The sequence below is a fragment of the Staphylococcus pseudoxylosus genome (assembly GCF_044794325.1).
Classification (GTDB): Bacteria; Bacillota; Bacilli; order Staphylococcales; family Staphylococcaceae; genus Staphylococcus; species Staphylococcus pseudoxylosus.
In genome coordinates this window covers 943,322-964,218 of sequence record NZ_CP085024.1, presented here as the reverse complement: position 1 = coordinate 964,218, position 20,897 = coordinate 943,322, and the positions used below count along the sequence as shown (strand labels likewise).

Here is a 20,897-nt window from a genome sequence, read left to right as displayed (position 1 = left end):
TGGCACATTAATCTTACACTTATAGATACTTTAGCTCGTTACAATCACCGATAAAATTAAATGTATTTATCATTCAATATGCCTATAAGTTATATTACCCTTTTTTCAGTTCTTCCAAAAAGCGTCGCTCCATTGATTCAACGAATGCTTTACTTTCTCCATGCCAAATACAACCAAATCTTGATTTAACAACTTCATCCTTATACCAGTCACCATCATAATAAGATAACGGGAACAATACGCCTTTATTTACATATTTCTCAATTGTCTTGAAAAAATATTCATTATCGCAATTGTCTGGCGCTATATAACTAAAGAATTTATGATATTTGCCTTGCAATATAGGTTCTAGTAATAGCATACTCGTTGAACCGTTTTGTCTAAAATTTAAATCTATGGCAAATATTTCACCGTGCTTATCTAACAACAAATCGAATCCAGCGATACCAAAATAGCCTTCCGCTACACCGATTTCCATTATCTCTCTACCAGCTTGAATCACTGATTGTGGCACATCATGCGTATTTTGATTACCTTTGTAAGAACCATAGTCATCTGTAATTTGGTCAGATGTACCAATATATTGAATACCTGTGTCTTTAGAATATGCATATTGCACGCAATAATTCGCAACTATCTCTACTTTTTGTTCTATAATCATTGTGTCTGTTTCGCTTTTAGCTTGCTCAATTCGTGTTTTAGCTTGGTCTAAATCTTTTTCATTATTACAAATCATCACACCATATCCACCTGCTGTCGGTAAGTCGTCGCCTGGTTTTAATACAAATGGAAATTCCCAAAAAGAAACTGCGTGTTGAAAATCATCAATTGCTACAACTTCTCTTTTAGGTAAATATTTGTAATTCGTCCACTCTGGGATACGTGCTTTGTTATTTAAAGCCATAAAAACATCTTTATTTAATGCATAATAAGCTTTGTTCACAATATCTTCACCATGAATATATTGGAAGTATATTTTTTTATTGTCATTTAATGCTAAATCTTGAATCACTTGTTCATAACTTCTTCGATTATTAAATTGAATAATATTTGTAGGCATAGCTTTACCCACAGCTTCAAACAAAATTTTCACTTTATTTGTAACACATGCCTCATGTACTATTACAGGCATTTGGTTAGCAATGATGAGCTCTCTACCAGTTAGAAAATTAGATTGATGTTCTTCAGGTTCTAACCAAGGATTCGAAACATATGATGGCCGTGAAGTATAGACAATACTAGAATCATATAGATCACTAAGTGTTAATTGAGGATGCAGAGAGCTTTGATTAGTCATTTTTTATGCTCCTTTATATATCGGTGTTGCTCAATAATTTCATCAAACAACGATTTATTAGTGATTAATTCTAAACCCATTAAAGCAAGAATCTTCGTGCCTCTAATTAAGGCATTATCACCTTGTGTACTTGCTGCAGCTTCACGAAATCTATGCGTGTGACCAACTAGATTACGAGATCCTATTTTAATATGAGGATGTATTGTAGGCACAATATGACTTACGTTCCCCGTATCTGTTGAACCGTACCCAAAATCATCGTCTATAACAGCTTCTCCCATTTCAGTTGCATATTTTGCAAACAAATCGTCTAGCTTAGAAGATTTTATAAATTCATTTACACCGTTTTGTATTGGTCCAAATTCATAATCGCATCCAGTTTGAATGGCTGCACCTTTTGCAATTTGTCCTACTCGTTCTGTTAATATATCTAATTCTTGACGCGAAGTTGCTCTTGTATAAAAACGTGCATGTGTATAGTCCGGGATAATATTAGCCGCCTTACCGCCGTCTAATATAACACCATGTACACGTTGTCCATTTTTAATATGTTGTCTTAATTGTGCTACACCATTAAAATAAGAAATCATTGCGTCTAATGCATTTCTTGCTTCATCAGCATTTTCAGAAGCATGTGTACTTTTACCATAAAATTTAATATCTAAAACATCTACCGCCAATGTATTAATCGTTCTATAAGTTTCATTACCTGGATGCACCATTAACGCAATATCTAATTCGTCAATGACACCTTCTTTAACGTAAGTTGCTTTAGCGCTCCCGTTTTCCCCACCTTCTTCAGCTGGGCATCCAAGTACAATAACCTTTCCTCCGACTTTATTTATAAGTTGTTTCAACGCAATACCCGCAAAAGTACTTGCCGTTCCAATAATATTATGACCACAAGCATGACCTAAACCTGGTAATGCATCATATTCCGCTAAGAACCCTATTGTAGGACCCGGTAAATCTGATTCATATCTAGCTATAAAACCAGTAGCATGACCAGCGATATCCGTTTCAACTTCAAAATCATTGCTGTCTAACATTTCAATTAATGATCTAGATGCAAAAATTTCTTCATTTCCTAATTCAGGTCTTTGATGTATTTGGTGGCTCATTTCCAAAAATTTATATTTGTCATTTTCTATGTAATCTAAAATAATTTGTTTGTTTTCCATAGTATAAATACGCCCTCCTAATATTGCCTTTATAGCGATTGACACTAAAGTGAAATGCAATAAGTAATTTATTTAATAACACAATTTATAATTCATAATGTACAAAACCTGTTTTAATCATTACTTATTCTATCGGGTTTATTGGATTCTGTCATTAATTTCCTGAAATTTATAATAATTATTAGCTATTCTATGAGTTTACCCAAATACAGAAATTGTAAATACTGTTTGGTCTTGTTACAATTAGCTTACGTAAAATATTAGGAGGATAACACCATGCCAAAAATGAATGTTGAAAGCTTCAATTTAGACCACACAATTGTATCTGCGCCATTTGTAAGACTTGCAGGAAAAATGGAAGGTGCAAACGGAGATGTTATTCATAAATATGACATTCGCTTCAAACAACCAAATAAAGAGCATATGGATATGCCAGGATTACATTCACTAGAACATCTTATGGCCGAAAATATCCGTAATCATTCAGATAAAGTCGTTGATATCAGCCCAATGGGATGTCAGACTGGCTTTTACGTTTCATTCATCAACCATGATGATTATACAGACGTGCTACAAATCATCGAAAAAACAATACAAGACGTATTAAATGCTACAGAGGTGCCGGCTTGTAATGAAGTACAATGTGGTTGGGCAGCGAGTCATTCATTAGAAGGCGCAAAAGAAATCGCGCAAACATTTCTAGATAAAAAAGATGAATGGCATGATATTTATGGTGAAAATAAGTAACTTTAAACTGAAGTCTCTGCAAAAAGAAAGAACATAAGCAATGACTTATTATCAATAAAAAAGATGAGGTTTGGCATGCAGTTTCATGCCAAACCTCATCTTTTTTATAAATCATAAATTTATAAACAGTAAATATAACCATTTTATCTCTATGTAAAAACGCTTCGAAGCAGACATTCTTTAATGCACACTTTGAAGCGTTTCTATTTATTAAAACTAATGGCTTATAGTTTACTTATCATTTTAATCATGACAAATTGTAGCGGCAGTCTACCATACAATGCCCACTTAGGTAGTTCTTTACCGCCTAATGGAATATTATTACGCGCCATATAAATATTAGCTGGAAACACAGCCCATAAAAACGCAATGATAGCTTTTTTCAAGCATGACGAAGGTTTGCGAGTCAGCAATAACAAACCAAAAACCACTTCAAACACACCAGTAATTAATACTGCCGCCTTTCTAAATGGAAGATAAGTTGGTATGATTGCTCTAAATTTTTGTTCGTCTTTAAAATGCAAAATACCAGCAATACTAAAGACAATGCCAAAACTTACTCTCGTTATTTTATTCACTTTTCAACACCCATTTCTTTTAAGTAACTTCTGCCAAACTCTGGTAATTTCACACCAAAGTTATCAGCAATCGTTGCACCTAAAGAACTGAATGTGCTATCAACTGTTAATTCATGGTAGTCTTTAATTTTCGGACTAAACATCAACACTGGTACAAATTCTCTTGTATGATCTGTACCATCTGCAGTCGGATCATTGCCATGGTCGGCTGTAATAATCACTAAGTCGTCTTCTTGCAAATGATCAATAAGTTCTGGCAAACGTTCATCAAACTCTTTAAGGGCTTGTGCGTAACCACCTTTATCACGACGATGGCCATATAGGGCATCGAAATCAACAAGATTTAAGAAACTCATACCATTAAAGTCTCTTTGTACTGTTTCAACTAATTTATCCATACCATCCATATTATCTTTAGTACGAATTGATTCTGTCACGCCTTCTCCATCAAAGATATCGTTGATTTTACCTAGGGCAATCACATCATACCCGTTATCTTTTAATTCATTCATAACTGTTTTGCCGAAGGGTTTCAAGGCATAATCATGTCTATTGGAAGTTCTTTTAAACGAACCGGGCTCACCTATATAAGGTCTAGCAATAATTCTACCTATCAAATATTTTGGATCTTTAGTTAACGCTCTAACCTTCTCACAGATATCGTATAACTCTTCTAAAGGTATAATATCTTCATGCGCAGCAATTTGAAGCACAGGATCTGCTGATGTATATACTATCAAATCACCTGTCTTCATTTGATGCTCTCCCCACTCATCAATTATCTGCGTTCCTGAGGCTGGACGGTTTGCCACAACTCTACGACCAGTTAATGATTCTATTTCATTAACGAGTTCTTCAGGAAAGCCTTCTGGATATACTTTGAAGGGTTGCATTATATTTAGACCCATAATTTCCCAATGACCAGTCATTGTATCTTTTCCCACTGATGCTTCACTCATTTTAGTATAAAACGCTTGTGGTTGTGACTCTTGTCCAATAATTGGCAAGGGGTCAATGTTACCTAGACCCAGCTTTTGTAAGTTAGGCAAGTTTTGATTAAATCCTTCTAATGTGTGTTTTAATGTATGACTGCCTTCATCATTAAAGGCTTTGGCATCAGGTCCTTCTCCAATACCAACTGAGTCCATAACGATTAAATGGACACGTTTGAATGGTGTAGTCATGACGTTCACTCCTATTCGGTAATAATTTTATGAATCAATGTCGGTTCGGTACCAGTTTGACTTATCGTAATATTTTGATTGAGTTTGTTTTTGACGTCATCAATTTGCTCTTTATTACTATGAATGGTTAATAGTGCTTCTCCTTCATTCACCTTGTCTCCTACTTTTTTATGCAATACGAGTCCGACACTTAAATCAATATCATCTTCTTTTGTTTGTCTACCTGCACCTAACATCATCGAAGCAACGCCTATCTCATTTGCAACGATCTCAGTTACAACCCCTGTCTTTGGTGATGGCAATTGAATTTGATATTTAGCTTGTGGTAATTTTTTAACATCGTCTACAACTGAACCGTCACCATCTTGATTTTCTAAAAATGTTCTAAAAGTTTCTAATGCTGAACCATTTTGAATTGCATTTTCTAACAATTGACGTGCTTCGTCTAAATCTTTAGCTTTACCACCTACAACGACCATTTGTGAGCCTAGTGTCATCACTAATTCTGTAAGATCTTTTGGACCTTTACCTTGTAAAGTTTCAATTGCTTCTTTAATTTCTAGAGCATTTCCAATGGCATTGCCTAACGGTTGACCCATATCAGAAATGATAGCCATCGTATTTCTACCTACATTGTTACCAATGCTAACCATTGCATGCGCCAACGCTTCAGCTTCTTCAATTGTCTTCATAAACGCACCATTACCTGTTTTCACATCTAAAACAATGGCATCTGCACCTGCAGCAATTTTTTTACTCATGATTGATGAAGCAATTAATGGAATCGAATTTACAGTGCCTGTAACATCACGAAGACCATATAATTTTTTATCTGCTGGGGTAAGGTTACCAGTTTGACCTATCACTGCTACTTTCGCTTCATTAACTAATTTAATAAATTTATCTTCACTGATTTCTACATGGAAACCTGCTACAGATTCTAATTTATCAATTGTTCCACCTGTATGTCCTAAACCACGACCACTCATTTTAGCTACAGGTACGCCTACTGATGCTACTAAAGGCGCTAATACTAGTGTAGTAGTATCACCCACACCACCAGTTGAATGCTTATCTACTTTAATCCCATCGATATTAGATAAGTCTATAACATCGCCAGAATTTACCATAGCCATTGTTAATGCTGCACGTTCATCATCATTCATGTCTTGAAAATATATCGCCATAGCTAAACTTGATGCTTGATAATCTGGGATATTACCATTGGTATATTCCTCAATAAAGTATTCAATCTCTTGTTTAGTCAATACTTGTCCATCACGTTTTTTTTCAATAATATCTACCATTCTCATATGAGTTGGCCTCCCTTTTCAAATAAAGACGTTAAAAACATTGATATTCCGATGTCTAATTAGTAATTAATAGTCAGAATTACTTTCTAAACCTTGAACGATTTGAACACCAGCACTTGCACCAATACGTGTAGCCCCAGCTTCAAGCATTTGATTAAAGTCATCTAAGTTTCTTACACCACCAGAAGCCTTAACTTCTAAGTCTTCTCCTACGGTATCTTTCATTAATTTTACATCTTCTGGAGTAGCACCTCCACCTGCAAAACCTGTTGAAGTTTTAACAAAATCAGCACCTGCTGCTTTGCTTAATTCTGATGCTTTAACTTTCTCTTCATCTGTTAACAAGCATGTCTCAATAATAACTTTAACTGTTTTTCCATTAGCAGCGCCAACTACACCTTCTATATCTTTTTGAACTTCATCAAAACGACCGTCTTTTAATGCACCAATATTGATGACCATATCTACTTCAGACGCACCATTTTTAATCGCATCTTCAACTTCAAACATCTTTGTTTCTGTTGTAGATGCGCCTAAAGGAAATCCAATAACCGTACATACTAATACATCCGAACCTTTAAGTTGTTCTGCAGCATATTTAACATGTGTAGGATTGATACAAACTGATTTAAAGTTAAATGATTTAGCTTCCTCAATAATTTTATCAATTTGAGCTCTCGTAGACTCAGGTTTAAGTAATGTGTGATCTATATATTTTGCGTAATTCATATTAAATCCTCCTAAATTATCTATATGTTTTCATACCACTCATAATTATAAAGCAAAATTAATAACATATCCTTAATAAATAACTTTTCTTTATCTCTATATTACAAAAATTAGCAAAAATAATAAACAAATGTTATCTTTAATTTGATAAAGAATTTAAAGGAGAAGATGACTATGACAAAAGCAACACCTCATATTCAACCTAATGGGACTAAAATCGCTAAAACTGTATTAATGCCAGGCGATCCGCTTCGAGCAAAATATATTGCTGATAACTATTTAGAAAATGTTGAACAGTTTAACGAAGTACGTAATATGTTCGGCTATACAGGTACATACAATGGTAAAGAAGTATCAGTAATGGGCTCTGGAATGGGCGTACCAAGTATTGGTATCTATTCTTATGAACTTTATAATTTCTTTGATGTTGAAACGATTATTCGCATCGGCTCTTGTGGTGCATTACAAGAAAATGTAAACCTTTATGACGTTATTATTGCTCAAGGTGCTTCAACAAATTCTAGTTATGTTGAGCAATATAATATTCCTGGCCACTTTGCACCGTTGGCAGACTTCGACTTAATATTAAAAGCAAAACAAAAAGCAGATGATATTGGTGCAACAACACATGTTGGTAATATCCTTTCATCTGACACATTTTATAATGCTGACGAAACATTCAATGAGAGATGGCAACGTATGGGTGTCTTAGGTATTGAAATGGAATCAGCAGCATTATATTTAAATGCCACATATGCAAACAAAAAGGCCTTAGGTATCTTCACTGTAAGTGATCATATCTTACGCGATGAAGCTACAACAGCTGAAGAACGTCAAAACTCATTTACTCAAATGATGGAAATTGCATTAGAAATCGCAGAATAATTCAATATTAGACCATCCCTTTAAGCTATGCTGTCATAGACCATTTACAGTATAGCTTTTAATTTTTTGAGATAAATAAAAAGAAGCTTCTCAGTACACCAAATGTCTGAAAAGCTTCTTTTTATATTTATTTATATTTTAGCCTGAATAGATTATCTACCTAAATATGATTTTAACATCCAGTTATGTTTATCAATGTTTGTTTGCATACCAATGAACATATCTTCAGTAACATCATCTTCTGCATTTGAAGCAACTTCAATTGCTTGCTCTAACTGTTTTGATACATTATCGAAGTCTTTCGAAAGCACTTCAACCATTTCTTCAGCTTTATAACCTTTGCCAGCTTCTTCGATAATTGAAAGCTCTAAACTTTCTTTTAAAGTTGCTACAGGATTACCGCCTGCTGCTAAAATTCGTTCAGCTAAATCATCAATGTATTGGCTTGCTTCATCATATAATTCTTCAAATTTAGTGTGTAGTGAGAAGAAATTAGGCCCTTTTACGTACCAATGAAAATTGTGTAATTTGGTGAATGCTACTGTCCAGTTTGCTACTTGTTGATTTAATACTTTTACTACTTCTTCATTACTTTTTGCCATAAAAAATCTCTCCTTTTAAAATTCATTATCGTCATAAGAAACGACACAAATCCTTGATTACAATAAATATTATATAATAATAATTACAATCTGTAAAGAGGTATAAGCTAATAAATTAGAATTATTTTAATCTGCATCTAGTTTGAACATCCACTTCTATTATACCAATAAGGTAGCGTTTATTCTAGGTCTTTTCTGTATGGCATTGCACCTTGAGCTCCTAATCCAGTCACTGAATAACTGCCTGCTAAATTAGCAAAAGCAACTGCTTGTTCTAATGGTTTATTCTCAATTAGTGCAACTGCTAATGCACCATTAAATGTATCGCCTGCACCTGTGGTATCAACTACTTGCTTTTTGTATCCCTCTACTAATTGTTGAGAATCACTATAATACATTGCACCAGAAGCACCTTTAGTAACAATCAATTTGTGTGGGTGTGCCTTTAATGCATCATCCACTTGATTATCGAATAGTAATTCACTTTCAGTCTCATTCGGTGTCAGCCACGTTACTTTTTCAATTATTGTGTTATGCAATTTTCGATAGGGTGCTGGATTTAATATCACTTTCATATCATGGTCAATAGCATAATCAACAACATCTTTTATCGTTGATTCAGGTATTTCGTGTTGCATTACAATAATGTCTCCTGCACTAAAATTTTCAAGTTTTGGTAGAACCCTTTCTGCTGTTACATAATTATTTGACGCTGGTACTACAATGATACGGTTATCATCATCAAATAAAGTAATGTGTGCGGTACCAGATTTCTCATTTTCGATAATATCCATATAAGTTGTATTAACATTATTCTGTTCTAAATTTGATAGTATTTGTTTGCCATTATCATCGTCACCGACAGCACCTATCATATAAACTTCATTACTTAATCGAGCTGCTGCGACTGCCTGATTTGCACCTTTACCTCCTGGATTAGTAAAAAATGATTTCCCCATCACAGTTTCTCCCGCTTCAGGTAAGATTTCTGTTTGTACTACCAAATCAATTGATGCGCTACCTATCACTATAATTTTTCCCATGTCTGTATCCTCCGTAGTTTCAGTTAAAATTCATTAATCAATAAAAAAAGATTTTTCGTAATCATTGGGTTGATGCCAATGTGTTTTCCACATATGGTTTCTATTGTCAGCAAATAATTGATAACCTAAATCCCTAATCAATTTAGGTGTTAAATGCAATAGTATCCCTATCCATTTATAATTAGTCAATGATGTGATCAGCGTTGTAATTGCATCTGATTTATATTCTAAATGATCCCCTTCTTGTAATATAACGCTATCATATTGTTGCGTTTCAGGATAGTTTGATAATAGGTTCTGTGCTGTTTCGCCTTGTAATGATGCGAATTGATAGCGTCTAGACAAACCATTTTGTATCAGCCATATTGCATAATTATAACAATAAACACAATTGCTATCGTAATAAACTATTGGCATATTTAACACTCCTTATATTATATAACTTTATAGTTAATTATTCATAAATTAAAAATTCTCCTAACATTATTATAACCTAAATTTCATAAAATAAATCATACTGCTACCGGCTACAAATAATATATTATTCAATATATAAAATGGATAATCACAATAAAAAAAGCTTACCTCGTCTATAAATAAGACGATTGTAAGCTCATTTCCTCGATAAAAATATGTGAATAGCTAAAACTTAAACATGATATTGAATCATAGTTAATATCATGTTTAAGTTTTAAAGACAGCGATTAACATGCTTTTATGCACATAGACGGTTAAAATATTGATGGTATCTCATTCGTGATTTGTGATACTAGTTTACACTAGTCTTGGTTCACTTTCACAATTCTAGTGTACTTCAAAAATTGTTCTGTATATTTTTGTTTAATATCATTTAAGTTATCATAAGTTACACCCACAATATGCCAGTTAGGATTAAAGTGGTAGTAAGAATCTTTCTTTCTAGACCATTTTACCATTGTTCCATCTTTATTATATCGTGGTAGTGTCACTTCATACCCTTCTAATACATTAATGTAAGCTTGAAATACATCTGGATCAATTCGATTAAAGTTATCGATCACTAAATAACTTTTATCTTTTCGAGGCATAAGATTAGTAATAAATCCTTCTCTATAATATAGTGCGCCTGTCTCGTTTGGTAAATATTTACCATAGAGCATATCTTCATTAAAGTCAGGATGTCCTGTTGTTATTACGGGATTCGCGTTAGTCTTCTGTAATAAGTCTTCTGCTGCTTTTAGACCTTCACCCTTGTCTACGACTAGCAAAATGAATGGTTTTAATTCTTCTTGCGCTTTATCAATGATATTTTCAGTAGGAACAGACTCAAATTGTGATTTCAGACCATCATTTGCACTCATATCAAGAATTGCTTCAAATTGTACTTGAGACAAGCTAGCAATTGCCTGTTTGGCATTTTCTTGTAAAAAGTAAATATTTTTCAATTTAGGATGCTTGTTCAATGTACCAAGTGATACAGGGTCAATTTCTTTTTCAAAATAAACTTCAATAGCGGTACTATTAGTCCTACCAGGTATCGGCGCCTTTTCATATATATGCTTGCTGACTTCTCCTACACCAATAACAGATTGATCTCGTTTTTTATTATAAAAAACGATTTTATCTCCAATCTCAAGTTGCGTATAAAAATGGTAGCCATTACGTTTAATACCATTGTAAGTATGTGTGTAAATTGTATTATATGAATTAGGTTCAAAATCTTGTGCTTCTGATACAAAAAAGTATCTAGGTATTTTAGTTTCCCCTTTACCTAAACTTACAATTAATTCAAATTCTTCTTTTGTAATTTGATTAAAAAGTGTTTCTTTCATGTTACTCATTCTAAATTCTAATTGATCACTTCTCTTTAAATAATCAGCCGTTAAAGGCTTCAGTTGTTCTTGCAACTGAAAATGAACACGAATTTTATTTTGCGCACCAGTTTGAACACTTGTAATTTCCCCAAAACCTAATAAGCCAGTATCCATTTGTACTTGATAGAAGACAACTCGATCTCCTACTTTAGCTTGTTTAAAGGATCGGAAACCTTGTGAAGGATTAAATTGTGCACCTGATTCAAATAATGTCGTTTGCCCTACCATTGGTTCATTATGATTCCAGCGATTATAACCGCAGTTTAACCAAAAATAACTTGTTTCCTCTACCATTTAGATACTCCTTATCTCATATAAAATTCTATTTTTCCTATTATATTCAAAAAATTCATTTAGAACAAACATTATAGTAAGTTAACTAATTTCATTGTTATCAAACTTGTAACAATCACTACAATCCATGTAGCTAAACCAAGTAATACCGGTTTAAAACCAGCCTGTTTAAATTGATTAAAGTTAACATTTAAACCAATACCTGCCATAGCCATTGTAATTAAAAATAGTGCTACTTGTTGGAAAAAGCTTATGACCATAGGTGAAAAATTGAAAATAGTACTAATTAAAGAAGCCACAACAAACCATACAATAAACCACGGGAATATTTTAGCAATTGATGTATCAGTCTGTGCTTCTCTTTCTTTTCGTATCGTTCTATATGTAAAAAATAATACGACTGGGATAATCATTAATGTACGTGTCAATTTTACAACTGCACCAGTTTCTAATGATGTTTTACCATAATTTGATGTGGCAGCAATTACACTTGAAGTATCATTAATTGCCGTGCCGCCAAAATAGCCGAATGTACTTTGACTCATATGCATCATGTGACCTAAAGGCGGAAAGATAAAAACAGCTAATAAATTAAATAAAAAAATAGTTGAAATTGCAAAAGCCACTTCACTTTCTTTCGCCTTAATAACTGGGCTAGTTGCTGCGATGGCAGAACCACCACATATCGCTGTACCAACACCAATCAATATACTAAGATGCTCATTTATTTTAAATAGCTTCATCAATAAGAATACTGCTACAAACGCTGCACATAATGTAACAATAATCATTGGCAATGACTTCCAGCCAATGATACCAATTGATTGAAAGCTTAGTGTAAATCCCAACACTACAATACTATAATGCAGTATTTTCTTACTGCTGAATTTGATACCTGCTTGATATTTTTTGGGAATTAAAATTACATTATTAATTATTATACCTATTATTATAGCAAAAATAGCACTTCCAATTATTGGAAACTTACTCCCCATGATTGTTGCTACCATCGCTATAACCAATGTCATAACAACCCCTCTTACTTTATCCAACCTTGTCACCCCCAATTTAAATTCTATTTTAACATATTTATTCATCTGTAAACTTTGAAAGTTTACATGGATTCAGTAAATTTTAACAGTTTATATAAGATGTCAGAAAGTCAGATTACCTTTTAGTCTTGGTGTCATATCACTGATTTCGTGACTTGCATAACAATTCTAATCTGTTACTTTAAAATATACTTTGTAACTAATCTATGTTATCTAAATATTTATGACATCATATTTGAGGCTGAGACATTAATTATGTCTCAGCCTCAAATTCACAAATCATTGCGCTAAAGTTAGCGCCCCCATTATAGGCATCAAATTAATTAATACACCACCAAATTTCAACATACCACTTATCTCTTTATCTGGAAGCGTGATTAATGCTGAAATAATGCCAAGCGCACCAATTATAATTGGAAAAGCCATTGAGGGAAACACAGGAAATTTCAGAAACGTGCCAGCACCAGCTAACAGGCCACAAATTAAGGAAACATATAAAAATTTATACACACTCATACTCTCCCACTATTTTAACTATAGATAACTTACAATTAATTCATAATCTCCTTCAAATATAGTATCTAAATCATCTGAAGTTAAGATGAAATTCTGTCCTTGATCTAAGGTATATACCTCACCATCTATAATGACTTGACCTTCACCTTTAAGTACAGAAACTAATACGAACTCTCTCGGTTTCATATAATTTAAAGTTCCAGAAATTTTCCATTTTACAATGGTAAAAAAGTCACTAGACACGAGTTGGGTTCTTTTATGATTTTCGATAATTTCTGTATCTGTCGGTATATTAATATTATCATTAGAAAGTTCAATAACGTCTTTAGCTTTATCTTTATTTAACACACGTTTATCACCAGTATCGTACGCGCGTTCATAATCATACACCCGGTATGTAACATCTGAAGATTGCATTGTTTCATAAACAAGTATACCTTCTCCTATAGAATGGATTGTTCCGGCAGGTATAAAATAAAACTCACCCGGCTTAACTTTCACCTTATTTAACAATGCTTCGTAATCTTCTTCGTCAATTTTATCTATTGCAAGGTCTTTTGATTCTGTATTTAATCCGTAGATGATTTCTGAGCCTTCTTCAGCATCAATAATATACCAACATTCTGATTTACCATATTGCCCTTTTTCATTTTCATATGCATAGGCATCATCTGGATGAACATGAACCGATAATGATTCTCTTGCATCTACAATTTTGGTCATCAGTGGAAACTCTTGACTTGGAAAGTCACCGAATAACTCTCGATGCTCGCTCCAAACTTGATCCAAAGTTTGCCCTTGATATGGGCCATTCAGTATTTCACACTTACCATTTGGATGTGCTGATATCCCCCATACTTCTCCTACATAATCGCTGGGTAAATCATATCCATAATCTTTTAAACGATTGCCACCCCAAATTTTCTCATGAAATACTGGCTTTAAAAATAACGGCATACATCACACCTCCAAATTCTTAAGTTGTAATTTAATTATTATATTTATCTCATATACTTTTGCATGATTGTCATACGCGTATCATTTCAAAATTTTCAGAACCATTGTGATTGTATCACATTCATCCCACTTGAATAAACGCTTAAATCACAATGCTAGTACTTTAGATCCACTTTTAATTATATCAATGCTTTGTAAAAATCGATAGCCTATTATATTTTGTTCAATGACATTTTATGACATTTTATTGAACAGTTATTTTATCTTACTAATTTTTAATCAATTAATACTTGCTAATTAGCTGTAATTGATTTTATAATTAACTGTAGAGTTACAGCAATGTACTCTATCTGTTTTTTTTTTACATATAAGGTAATGTATTAATTATGATTTAGTTGAAATTGTTGATTACTTTTTCAACACAGTTAATTTGCGATAAAGTCCAAACTTCGGAAAAGTTTGGGCTTTTATTTTATCCAAATTTATTTGGATATACTACCTTTTTTATTTACAATATTAAATGGATTTTATCGTAATCATTTGAGAGTTATTTATTATACACCCTATATACGGTTATTCTTTGAAATTAGCCAATATAGTTTCCTTAACTTCTAACAGGTGTGCGCGCATCGCATCTACAGCTTTAACATCATTTTGCTGTAAAATGGCTTGATATATCACCTCATGTTCCTCTAACAATTTATTCATAGTTTTTTGTTTACTATAAATAAAAATCTTCCTTGTTTCTTCCATAGAATTTCGCATTAGTTCTGAAATATTATTTAATAACTCTACTAATAATGTATTTTGGGCAGCTTTCGCAATTGAGAGATGAAACTCTAGGTCTGCTTCTTCACCCGAAGTACCATCTGTTACAGCTCGTCCCATTTCAACTAGTGCTTGCTTCAGCTCTACCAAATTTTCTTCAGTTCGATATAAAGCTGCTTTTTCTACAGTAGCACTTTCAACAATTTCACGTAACTCTAATAATTCTTTGATTTGACTTAGCGACGTGAATTTGTCACCAAGTTCAAAAAAGGTAGGCTCTGTCTGTTTAATAAATGTGCCATAACCTTGTTTCATTTCTATAATTCCAATTGTTCTTAAAGCATTTAATGCCTCTCTTACCGAAGCTACGCTCACGCCATACTGCTTTCCAAGTTTTTGGATAGAAGGCAATTTGTCCCCCACTTGGTAATCGCCTGCTTTAATTTGCTCTAAAATAATATCTGCGACTTGCTCATAGATTTTCGTGTTTGAAATTCTCATAATTACCTCCAAACGATATCTATCATTGTATCAAATTTTCGCTAATATATACTATAAAATGGCTATAAAAAAAGCGTTTGCTAATGAAACCTAATCTTTTATCATAAGATTTCATTAACCCACGCTATAAAAAGCTATTAAGATTGTAATCAGTACCTTTAACAATCATCCAATAGTCGCTTCTTTTTATTTTAAAAATACTTTGGATATCTTTCAGTTACCTATATATTTGAGTCTTAATTATTTACTAAAATCTGCTAATGCTTCAGGTATGGAGGTATCCCCACTAATAATTTGGAATTCTGTATTTAACAGATTATCACTAGTTAATACTTCTCTAATAACAGCAGCTACATCTTCACGAGGAATTGTTCCTCTACCTTCGAAGAATGCACCAACTTCTATTTTATCTTTGGCAGGATCATCTGTTAAGCCACCAGGGTGTACAATCGTATAACCAATATCTGCTTGTTTTAAATACTCATCAGCGTAGTGTTTAGCAATCGTGTAAGGCTTCAAATCACCACTTGCATCAAATGCTTGTCTTCTTGAATCGTAAGTTGAGACCATTACATATTGTTTAACATTATTGGCCTCACTCGCTTTAATCGATTTAATTGCACCATCTAAATCAACACTAATTGTCTTGTCTGCACCTGTGCTACCACCAGAACCAACTGAAAATACAACTTTATCAAAGCCGTTAATTTTTTCTGTTAAAGTATCAATATCATCTGCTTCAACATCGATTAAAATTGCTTCAACACCTTCTGAGGCTAATGCTTCAACTTGAGATTCTTTTCTAACACCTGCTGTAAATGACTCACCACGCTCTTTTAATTGTTTAACTAAATATTGGCCTACGCCACCGTTTGCTCCAATAACTAATGTACTCATATTTTATAGCCTCCTTAAAAAATTATTAATTAGACTTTACCACTTTTACTTTATTTTGAAACGAAATCTGTTTGCCTTTGACAATTTCTAAAAAATACATTAATATATGAACATATATTCATATATTAAAATTAATCATTAGAAATGAGGGCTTCATTTTGGAAGAATCATTTAACGAACAAACGATTGAGCAAGTAACTGATATCTTCAAGGCGCTGAGTGATGGCAATCGTCTACGTATAATGCATTTATTAATCCAAGGAGAAAGTAGCGTGGGTCATATTGCGCATGTATTAGATTTAAGCCAATCTAACGTCTCTCATCAATTACGCATACTTAAACAAGCGCATTTGGTAAAAGGAAATCGAGATGGCCAATCTATGATTTATACCATCGACGATACACATGTTACAACATTACTTAAACAAGCAATTCATCATGCTAGTCATAAACAATAATTGAAAGGTGGACACTCAATATGTCTGAACATCACGGTCACAATCATGCACATGGTCATGTACACACAAATAATAAAAAAATATTACTCATCAGTTTTCTAATTATTGGAATCTTTATGATTGTAGAAATTATTGGAGGCTTTGTATCAAATAGTTTGGCGCTATTATCTGATGGTTTGCACATGTTTAGCGATACAATATCTTTAGGCGTAGCCTTGGTCGCTTTTATCTATGCTGAAAAAAATGCTACCAAAAGTAAAACTTTTGGATATAAAAGATTTGAGATTTTAGCTGCATTATTTAATGGTGTAACACTCTTTATTATCGGTGTCGTTATCATAGTAGAAGCAATTGGTCGTTTCTTTAATCCGGAAGACGTTAAGTCAACAGAAATGTTCGTAATAAGTGTAATTGGACTTATTGTTAATGTCATTGTCGCTTTATTTATGTTTAAAGGCGGCGACACTTCCAATAATATTAATATGCGTGGCGCCTTCCTACATGTTATGGGTGATTTATTAGGTTCCGTAGGCGCAATCATCGCTGCTATACTCATATGGACTTTAAATCTAACGATTGCAGACCCTATCGCAAGTATTATCGTCTCTATCCTTATAATAAAAAGTAGCTTAGGTATAACAAAATCTTCCTTGAATATATTAATGGAGGGTACACCATCTGATGTTAATATGAATGAAGTGATTTCTACAATTACTGAAGAAAATGAAATTGAAAATGTACATGACTGTCATATATGGACTATTTCTAATGAAATGAATGCATTAAGTTGTCATGCTGTCGTTCCTAGCGATATGTCTGTTGAACAGTGTGAAAATTTACTAGATAAACTAGAACACAAACTTCAACATCTGAACATTCAGCACATGACTATCCAATTAGAAACTATAAACCACAAACATGATAATGACACGCTTTGTTCAGCACATGATACATCAAAGTCTCATCATCATGCCCATAGCCATTAATTATTAATCGTATAACAATAAAAAGCTGATAGTTTCCATAAGTTATCTTTCCTTTCAAAGTTAAGACTTTAAGGAATGCATACTTAGGATATAACTATCAGCTTTTTTATAATCGTAATTATAAAAATTTATCAAAAATAAGTTTTTTGGCAGGAACTTGCTTCTCATCGAATCCTCTAATAAATTCTTCATTATCGTATGGCACTTTCACACGTTCAAATGAAAATTCATTTTCATCTACCGTTACGATTCCATAAACTGCATACGCGCCATTATTTAAACCAACAGAACCAGGATTGAAATAAACTGTTGATTTATCATCAAATAAATGCACCGTATGATTATGACCGAAGACAATTAAATTGGCATCTTTATCTTCAAAAAGTGCTTTCATGTTCTCTTCGTTTGGTTCAACAATTGGGCTGTATGGTTGCCCATCGATTGGCGTATTTAATTGATCATTAGGAATTTCGTAATGAATAAATAATACTTTCTTATGACAAAATGTTTTCTCAATAACACGAGGTAACTCATTTAATCTGTCATAGTAATCTTCATCTAAATGACTCTCTATCCATTGATGATGTTCATAGAATTTATCTTTTAAGTCTTCAGGATAAGGTGTACCGTTTACAATTGACATTACCGCTTCATCATGATTACCTGCAATGATTTCCATATCATCTCTATCAAAGATTTCATCAAGCACTTTATTCGTTTCATGTCCAACACCAATATTATCACCTAGATTAAATATTTTATTGATATCTTCTCTTCTATCAATATCATCCAAAACAGTTTCTAATGCATCAAAATTACCATGAACATCAGTTATAATTGCAAATTTCATGATGATATCTCCTTTCAACTTTTTCTCATTAGGACATTTTAACATTTTATATCGATTTTGTTACCTATTTATTTTAAAATCTTCAAATTTTTGATATCGTATGCTTATGACGAAAAAGGAGTGCTTAAAATTTGTTTAATTTTCATAAATTAGCATTACAAAATGCAAAACCCCAAAATGCTAAAGTATTACTGTTTACAATCGTAAGTTTTATAATATTACTCGCTTTAACTATTTTAACGTTTATGCCATTACAACCAGCTATTTATAAGTTAATGATGTCAATGGCTATGCAACAATCTGTGGTTGGTCCAATATTTGGAATCGTCCTTGCAATACTTGTACCTATCCTAGTATTTTTATTTGTAGGCTATCCATTAATTGCTGGAACTATCTACACTATAGACAAAGCATTAAATAAAGACAAGGTTAATTTTAAAGATTTATTTTCAGTGTTCGCAAAAGGTAAGTATCTAAAAGCAATAAAACTTTCATTAATTACGGTATTGTTCATCATTATCGGATTGGTGTTAGGAGAATTAATTGCGCAATTACTTCAATTAGGAATCATTCAATTGTACCAAGCAATACAAGGTCCACTCAGCAATTCAGATCACGCGCTTGGATATTCACTAGCGTTTCAAATAATTGCCGGGACTTTAACGCTTTTCATTAAATCATTTATTTATTGGCTGTTAGTTATAATTATCATTAACTATACTGTAGCATTTATTAAAGAGCCTAAAAATGGTGCATGGAATTCCGTGAAACGCGGATTTAAAGGTATTAAAAATGGCCAAAAAACATGGTTTAAATTCTACATTGGTTTATTACTATTAAACTTAATTGTTATTATCTTAGCTAGCCCAGTTAGTCAATTGATTTCCATCTTAACTGGTGGTATTTCTCAAAATATGGCTACGATTTTAATTTATATTGTTCATATTATTGTTATCATTGTTAGATTAGCTGTTTACTATACAAATATACTAGCTATCGTTCAATATTATAACCGTAATGGCGAACCAACGAATGATAATAAAGCAAAAAAAGATAAGAAAAAGAATGCAAATATTACAGATAATCAAGATTCAAAAGTAAATAGTAGCGTAACTAATACTACTGAAAAAGTAAAATCAAATATAGACCAAAAATCAGATCAACTTCAAGATAAAGCAAATGATGAAACAAAAAATTTAAAAAACAATTTAAATCAATCTGATAAGTAACTTTTCATACAAAATTAAAGAAAGCCAGACATTTTAATGTCTGGCTTTCTTTTTGTCTTTAAAATTTATTTACATGAATAACTAGGCTAAATATATTAAAAACTTTTACTTTAAAAAGTGTTCTTTTAAGTACTGTGCTGCACCATTTTCTTCATTTGTATATGCTGTCACATCCATAGTCAGCGCTTTAATTTCTGGCCTAGCATTTTTCATAGCTACCGTATAATGACCAAAAGCAAACATCGCTCGATCATTATCACTATCACCCATAACTAGCGTCTCTTCTTGTTTGATACCAAAATGTTCTATCATTTCTTTAATACCTGTACCTTTATCAATTTGATAAGCCATCGTCTCTGCATTATAACGAGATGAATTGGAAACACTAATTTTTAAATTTTGTTGTTCTTCAATCAACTGATTACGGAAGTTTGTTATTTTGTCATAATTTGGTGAAAATAGATATATTTTTGAAAACGTCGTTTCAGGAATTGTCGTTGCCCAATCTACTTTGTCTTTAAGTGACGCTTTCCTAGAAGTCCATTCTGAGACGCCTACATTACCTGGAGGTGTTTCTGCTTTAAATAGTGCAATTGCCCATGATTGATCTTCTTTAAGCACAATACGATTACCCTCAAATGGAAAAACTTCGTAATAAATCTCTTGTTGTTGGGCACGTTTCACAATGTCATTGACAGTAGTAAACGATAAGCTATGCGTAAACAACTTTTCCTCATTAATCATTCCTAATGTACCATTTGAACTAATAATGCCATCTACTTCAAATGATGATGGGACTAAGTGATGAATTTCATTATGAGCACGTCCAGTAGCCAAAAAGACTTTATATCCGTTTGCCCTTAATTGATGTATTACTGCTGTCGTTTCCATATCAACTTGGTTGTCTTTATGTAAAATTGTACCATCCATATCTAAAAATATCGCTTTAACATTTTTCATTTATAAAAGCCTCCATC

Annotated in this window: 22 protein-coding genes; 5 read left to right on the top strand and 17 right to left on the bottom strand. The window is 32.8% G+C overall.

The genetic code is table 11. The annotated features are described in order from the left end of the window. Nucleotides 1-94: 94 nt before the first annotated feature. Both LG295_RS04460 and LG295_RS04455 read right to left on the bottom strand, forming a co-directional pair. Nucleotides 95-1,297 carry an ATP-grasp domain-containing protein gene (locus LG295_RS04460; protein WP_107531911.1) on the bottom strand — a complete coding sequence of 401 codons (1,203 nt, stop codon included), beginning with the start codon at nt 1,295-1,297 and terminating at the stop codon, nt 95-97. Continuing rightward, nucleotides 1,294-2,478 (bottom strand): M20 family metallopeptidase, encoded by a 1,185-nt coding sequence (locus tag LG295_RS04455; protein WP_107531912.1) that lies wholly within the window; start codon nt 2,476-2,478, stop codon nt 1,294-1,296. Before LG295_RS04455 ends, LG295_RS04460 begins: the two co-directional genes overlap by 4 nt. A 276-nt stretch (nt 2,479-2,754) precedes the next feature. On the opposite strand from LG295_RS04455, the gene LG295_RS04450 reads away from it, so the two are divergent. Then, entirely contained in the window at nt 2,755-3,225 is a 471-nt protein-coding gene (locus LG295_RS04450) for an S-ribosylhomocysteine lyase (protein WP_107531913.1), read from the top strand. 224 nt (nt 3,226-3,449) lie between these two features. Here LG295_RS04450 and LG295_RS04445 read toward each other — a convergent pair whose 3' ends face one another. The 4 genes from LG295_RS04445 to deoC all read right to left on the bottom strand — a co-directional run bounded on the left by LG295_RS04445 (nt 3,450) and on the right by deoC (nt 7,029). Beyond that, nucleotides 3,450-3,803 carry a hypothetical protein gene (locus LG295_RS04445; RefSeq protein ID WP_107530983.1) on the bottom strand — a complete coding sequence of 118 codons (354 nt, stop codon included), beginning with the start codon at nt 3,801-3,803 and terminating at the stop codon, nt 3,450-3,452. After that, nucleotides 3,800-4,987 carry a phosphopentomutase gene (gene deoB, locus LG295_RS04440; protein WP_107530982.1) on the bottom strand — a complete coding sequence of 396 codons (1,188 nt, stop codon included), beginning with the start codon at nt 4,985-4,987 and terminating at the stop codon, nt 3,800-3,802. Before deoB ends, LG295_RS04445 begins: the two co-directional genes overlap by 4 nt. A gap of 11 nt (nt 4,988-4,998) precedes the next feature. Further along, on the bottom strand, nt 4,999-6,300 hold the full coding sequence (locus tag LG295_RS04435) for a pyrimidine-nucleoside phosphorylase (protein WP_107530981.1): 1,302 nt from the start codon (nt 6,298-6,300) through the stop codon (nt 4,999-5,001). 66 nt (nt 6,301-6,366) lie between these two features. After that, nucleotides 6,367-7,029: a deoxyribose-phosphate aldolase gene (gene deoC / locus LG295_RS04430; protein ID WP_107530980.1), complete on the bottom strand. Its 663-nt coding sequence runs from the start codon at nt 7,027-7,029 to the stop codon at nt 6,367-6,369. 174 nt (nt 7,030-7,203) lie between these two features. On the opposite strand from deoC, the gene deoD reads away from it, so the two are divergent. After that, nucleotides 7,204-7,914: a purine-nucleoside phosphorylase gene (gene deoD, locus LG295_RS04425; RefSeq protein ID WP_039069099.1), complete on the top strand. Its 711-nt coding sequence runs from the start codon at nt 7,204-7,206 to the stop codon at nt 7,912-7,914. Nucleotides 7,915-8,066: 152 nt separating this feature from the next. Here the strand turns inward: deoD and LG295_RS04420 are convergent, their stop codons facing one another. The 9 genes from LG295_RS04420 to LG295_RS04380 all read right to left on the bottom strand — a co-directional run bounded on the left by LG295_RS04420 (nt 8,067) and on the right by LG295_RS04380 (nt 16,397). Continuing rightward, nucleotides 8,067-8,516 carry a Dps family protein gene (locus LG295_RS04420; RefSeq protein WP_107530979.1) on the bottom strand — a complete coding sequence of 150 codons (450 nt, stop codon included), beginning with the start codon at nt 8,514-8,516 and terminating at the stop codon, nt 8,067-8,069. Nucleotides 8,517-8,695: 179 nt separating this feature from the next. Next, nucleotides 8,696-9,559 carry a ribokinase gene (rbsK, locus tag LG295_RS04415; RefSeq protein WP_404476520.1) on the bottom strand — a complete coding sequence of 288 codons (864 nt, stop codon included), beginning with the start codon at nt 9,557-9,559 and terminating at the stop codon, nt 8,696-8,698. A 33-nt stretch (nt 9,560-9,592) separates the two neighbouring features. After that, nucleotides 9,593-9,976, bottom strand: coding sequence for a DUF393 domain-containing protein (locus tag LG295_RS04410; protein WP_107530977.1), 384 nt, complete (start codon nt 9,974-9,976; stop codon nt 9,593-9,595). A gap of 362 nt (nt 9,977-10,338) precedes the next feature. Beyond that, nucleotides 10,339-11,706 carry an EVE domain-containing protein gene (locus tag LG295_RS04405; protein ID WP_107530976.1) on the bottom strand — a complete coding sequence of 456 codons (1,368 nt, stop codon included), beginning with the start codon at nt 11,704-11,706 and terminating at the stop codon, nt 10,339-10,341. A gap of 71 nt (nt 11,707-11,777) precedes the next feature. Continuing rightward, nucleotides 11,778-12,758 carry a YeiH family protein gene (locus LG295_RS04400; RefSeq protein WP_318832717.1) on the bottom strand — a complete coding sequence of 327 codons (981 nt, stop codon included), beginning with the start codon at nt 12,756-12,758 and terminating at the stop codon, nt 11,778-11,780. Nucleotides 12,759-13,037: 279 nt separating this feature from the next. Continuing rightward, the gene (locus LG295_RS04395; protein ID WP_404476515.1) at nt 13,038-13,274 is read right to left on the bottom strand and encodes a hypothetical protein; all 237 of its coding nucleotides are present in this window, start codon (nt 13,272-13,274) and stop codon (nt 13,038-13,040) included. An 18-nt stretch (nt 13,275-13,292) separates the two neighbouring features. Then, on the bottom strand, nt 13,293-14,231 hold the full coding sequence (locus LG295_RS04390) for a type I phosphomannose isomerase catalytic subunit (protein ID WP_107530973.1): 939 nt from the start codon (nt 14,229-14,231) through the stop codon (nt 13,293-13,295). Nucleotides 14,232-14,804: 573 nt separating this feature from the next. Then, the gene (locus LG295_RS04385) at nt 14,805-15,500 is read right to left on the bottom strand and encodes a FadR/GntR family transcriptional regulator (protein WP_107530972.1); all 696 of its coding nucleotides are present in this window, start codon (nt 15,498-15,500) and stop codon (nt 14,805-14,807) included. A gap of 240 nt (nt 15,501-15,740) precedes the next feature. Beyond that, nucleotides 15,741-16,397 carry an SDR family oxidoreductase gene (locus tag LG295_RS04380; protein WP_325999686.1) on the bottom strand — a complete coding sequence of 219 codons (657 nt, stop codon included), beginning with the start codon at nt 16,395-16,397 and terminating at the stop codon, nt 15,741-15,743. Nucleotides 16,398-16,555: 158 nt separating this feature from the next. Between LG295_RS04380 and LG295_RS04375 the strand changes: the two genes are divergently transcribed. After that, nucleotides 16,556-16,855: a helix-turn-helix transcriptional regulator gene (locus LG295_RS04375; protein WP_017722050.1), complete on the top strand. Its 300-nt coding sequence runs from the start codon at nt 16,556-16,558 to the stop codon at nt 16,853-16,855. Nucleotides 16,856-16,875: 20 nt separating this feature from the next. After that, entirely contained in the window at nt 16,876-17,841 is a 966-nt protein-coding gene (czrB, locus tag LG295_RS04370) for a CDF family zinc efflux transporter CzrB (protein WP_107558831.1), read from the top strand. Nucleotides 17,842-17,959: 118 nt separating this feature from the next. Here czrB and LG295_RS04365 read toward each other — a convergent pair whose 3' ends face one another. Next, nucleotides 17,960-18,691: a metallophosphoesterase family protein gene (locus tag LG295_RS04365; protein WP_325999687.1), complete on the bottom strand. Its 732-nt coding sequence runs from the start codon at nt 18,689-18,691 to the stop codon at nt 17,960-17,962. Between the two features lie 131 nt (nt 18,692-18,822). Here LG295_RS04365 and LG295_RS04360 point away from each other — a divergent pair, with 131 nt between their 5' ends. Beyond that, complete coding sequence (locus tag LG295_RS04360) at nt 18,823-19,920, top strand: hypothetical protein (protein WP_318832716.1); 1,098 nt, start codon at nt 18,823-18,825, stop codon at nt 19,918-19,920. 105 nt (nt 19,921-20,025) lie between these two features. On the opposite strand, the gene LG295_RS04355 is transcribed toward LG295_RS04360, so the two are convergent. Then, nucleotides 20,026-20,880 (bottom strand): HAD family hydrolase, encoded by an 855-nt coding sequence (locus LG295_RS04355; protein WP_325999688.1) that lies wholly within the window; start codon nt 20,878-20,880, stop codon nt 20,026-20,028. Between the last annotated feature and the right edge of the window lie 17 nt (nt 20,881-20,897).

What these genes read in the sequence shown, in the direction of transcription:
- LG295_RS04435 (WP_107530981.1), bottom strand. Translation starts at nt 6,300, where the DNA reads ATGAGAATGGTAGATATTATTGAAAAAAAACGTGATGGACAAGTATTG.
- LG295_RS04450 (WP_107531913.1), top strand. Translation starts at nt 2,755, where the DNA reads ATGCCAAAAATGAATGTTGAAAGCTTCAATTTAGACCACACAATTGTA.
- LG295_RS04405 (WP_107530976.1), bottom strand. Translation starts at nt 11,706, where the DNA reads ATGGTAGAGGAAACAAGTTATTTTTGGTTAAACTGCGGTTATAATCGC.
- deoD (WP_039069099.1), top strand. Translation starts at nt 7,204, where the DNA reads ATGACAAAAGCAACACCTCATATTCAACCTAATGGGACTAAAATCGCT.
- LG295_RS04410 (WP_107530977.1), bottom strand. Translation starts at nt 9,976, where the DNA reads ATGCCAATAGTTTATTACGATAGCAATTGTGTTTATTGTTATAATTAT.
- LG295_RS04420 (WP_107530979.1), bottom strand. Translation starts at nt 8,516, where the DNA reads ATGGCAAAAAGTAATGAAGAAGTAGTAAAAGTATTAAATCAACAAGTA.
- czrB (WP_107558831.1), top strand. Translation starts at nt 16,876, where the DNA reads ATGTCTGAACATCACGGTCACAATCATGCACATGGTCATGTACACACA.
- LG295_RS04380 (WP_325999686.1), bottom strand. Translation starts at nt 16,397, where the DNA reads ATGAGTACATTAGTTATTGGAGCAAACGGTGGCGTAGGCCAATATTTA.
- deoC (WP_107530980.1), bottom strand. Translation starts at nt 7,029, where the DNA reads ATGAATTACGCAAAATATATAGATCACACATTACTTAAACCTGAGTCT.
- LG295_RS04460 (WP_107531911.1), bottom strand. Translation starts at nt 1,297, where the DNA reads ATGACTAATCAAAGCTCTCTGCATCCTCAATTAACACTTAGTGATCTA.
- rbsK (WP_404476520.1), bottom strand. Translation starts at nt 9,559, where the DNA reads ATGGGAAAAATTATAGTGATAGGTAGCGCATCAATTGATTTGGTAGTA.
- LG295_RS04385 (WP_107530972.1), bottom strand. Translation starts at nt 15,500, where the DNA reads ATGAGAATTTCAAACACGAAAATCTATGAGCAAGTCGCAGATATTATT.
- LG295_RS04395 (WP_404476515.1), bottom strand. Translation starts at nt 13,274, where the DNA reads ATGAGTGTGTATAAATTTTTATATGTTTCCTTAATTTGTGGCCTGTTA.
- deoB (WP_107530982.1), bottom strand. Translation starts at nt 4,987, where the DNA reads ATGACTACACCATTCAAACGTGTCCATTTAATCGTTATGGACTCAGTT.
- LG295_RS04390 (WP_107530973.1), bottom strand. Translation starts at nt 14,231, where the DNA reads ATGCCGTTATTTTTAAAGCCAGTATTTCATGAGAAAATTTGGGGTGGC.
- LG295_RS04355 (WP_325999688.1), bottom strand. Translation starts at nt 20,880, where the DNA reads ATGAAAAATGTTAAAGCGATATTTTTAGATATGGATGGTACAATTTTA.
- LG295_RS04365 (WP_325999687.1), bottom strand. Translation starts at nt 18,691, where the DNA reads ATGAAATTTGCAATTATAACTGATGTTCATGGTAATTTTGATGCATTA.
- LG295_RS04455 (WP_107531912.1), bottom strand. Translation starts at nt 2,478, where the DNA reads ATGGAAAACAAACAAATTATTTTAGATTACATAGAAAATGACAAATAT.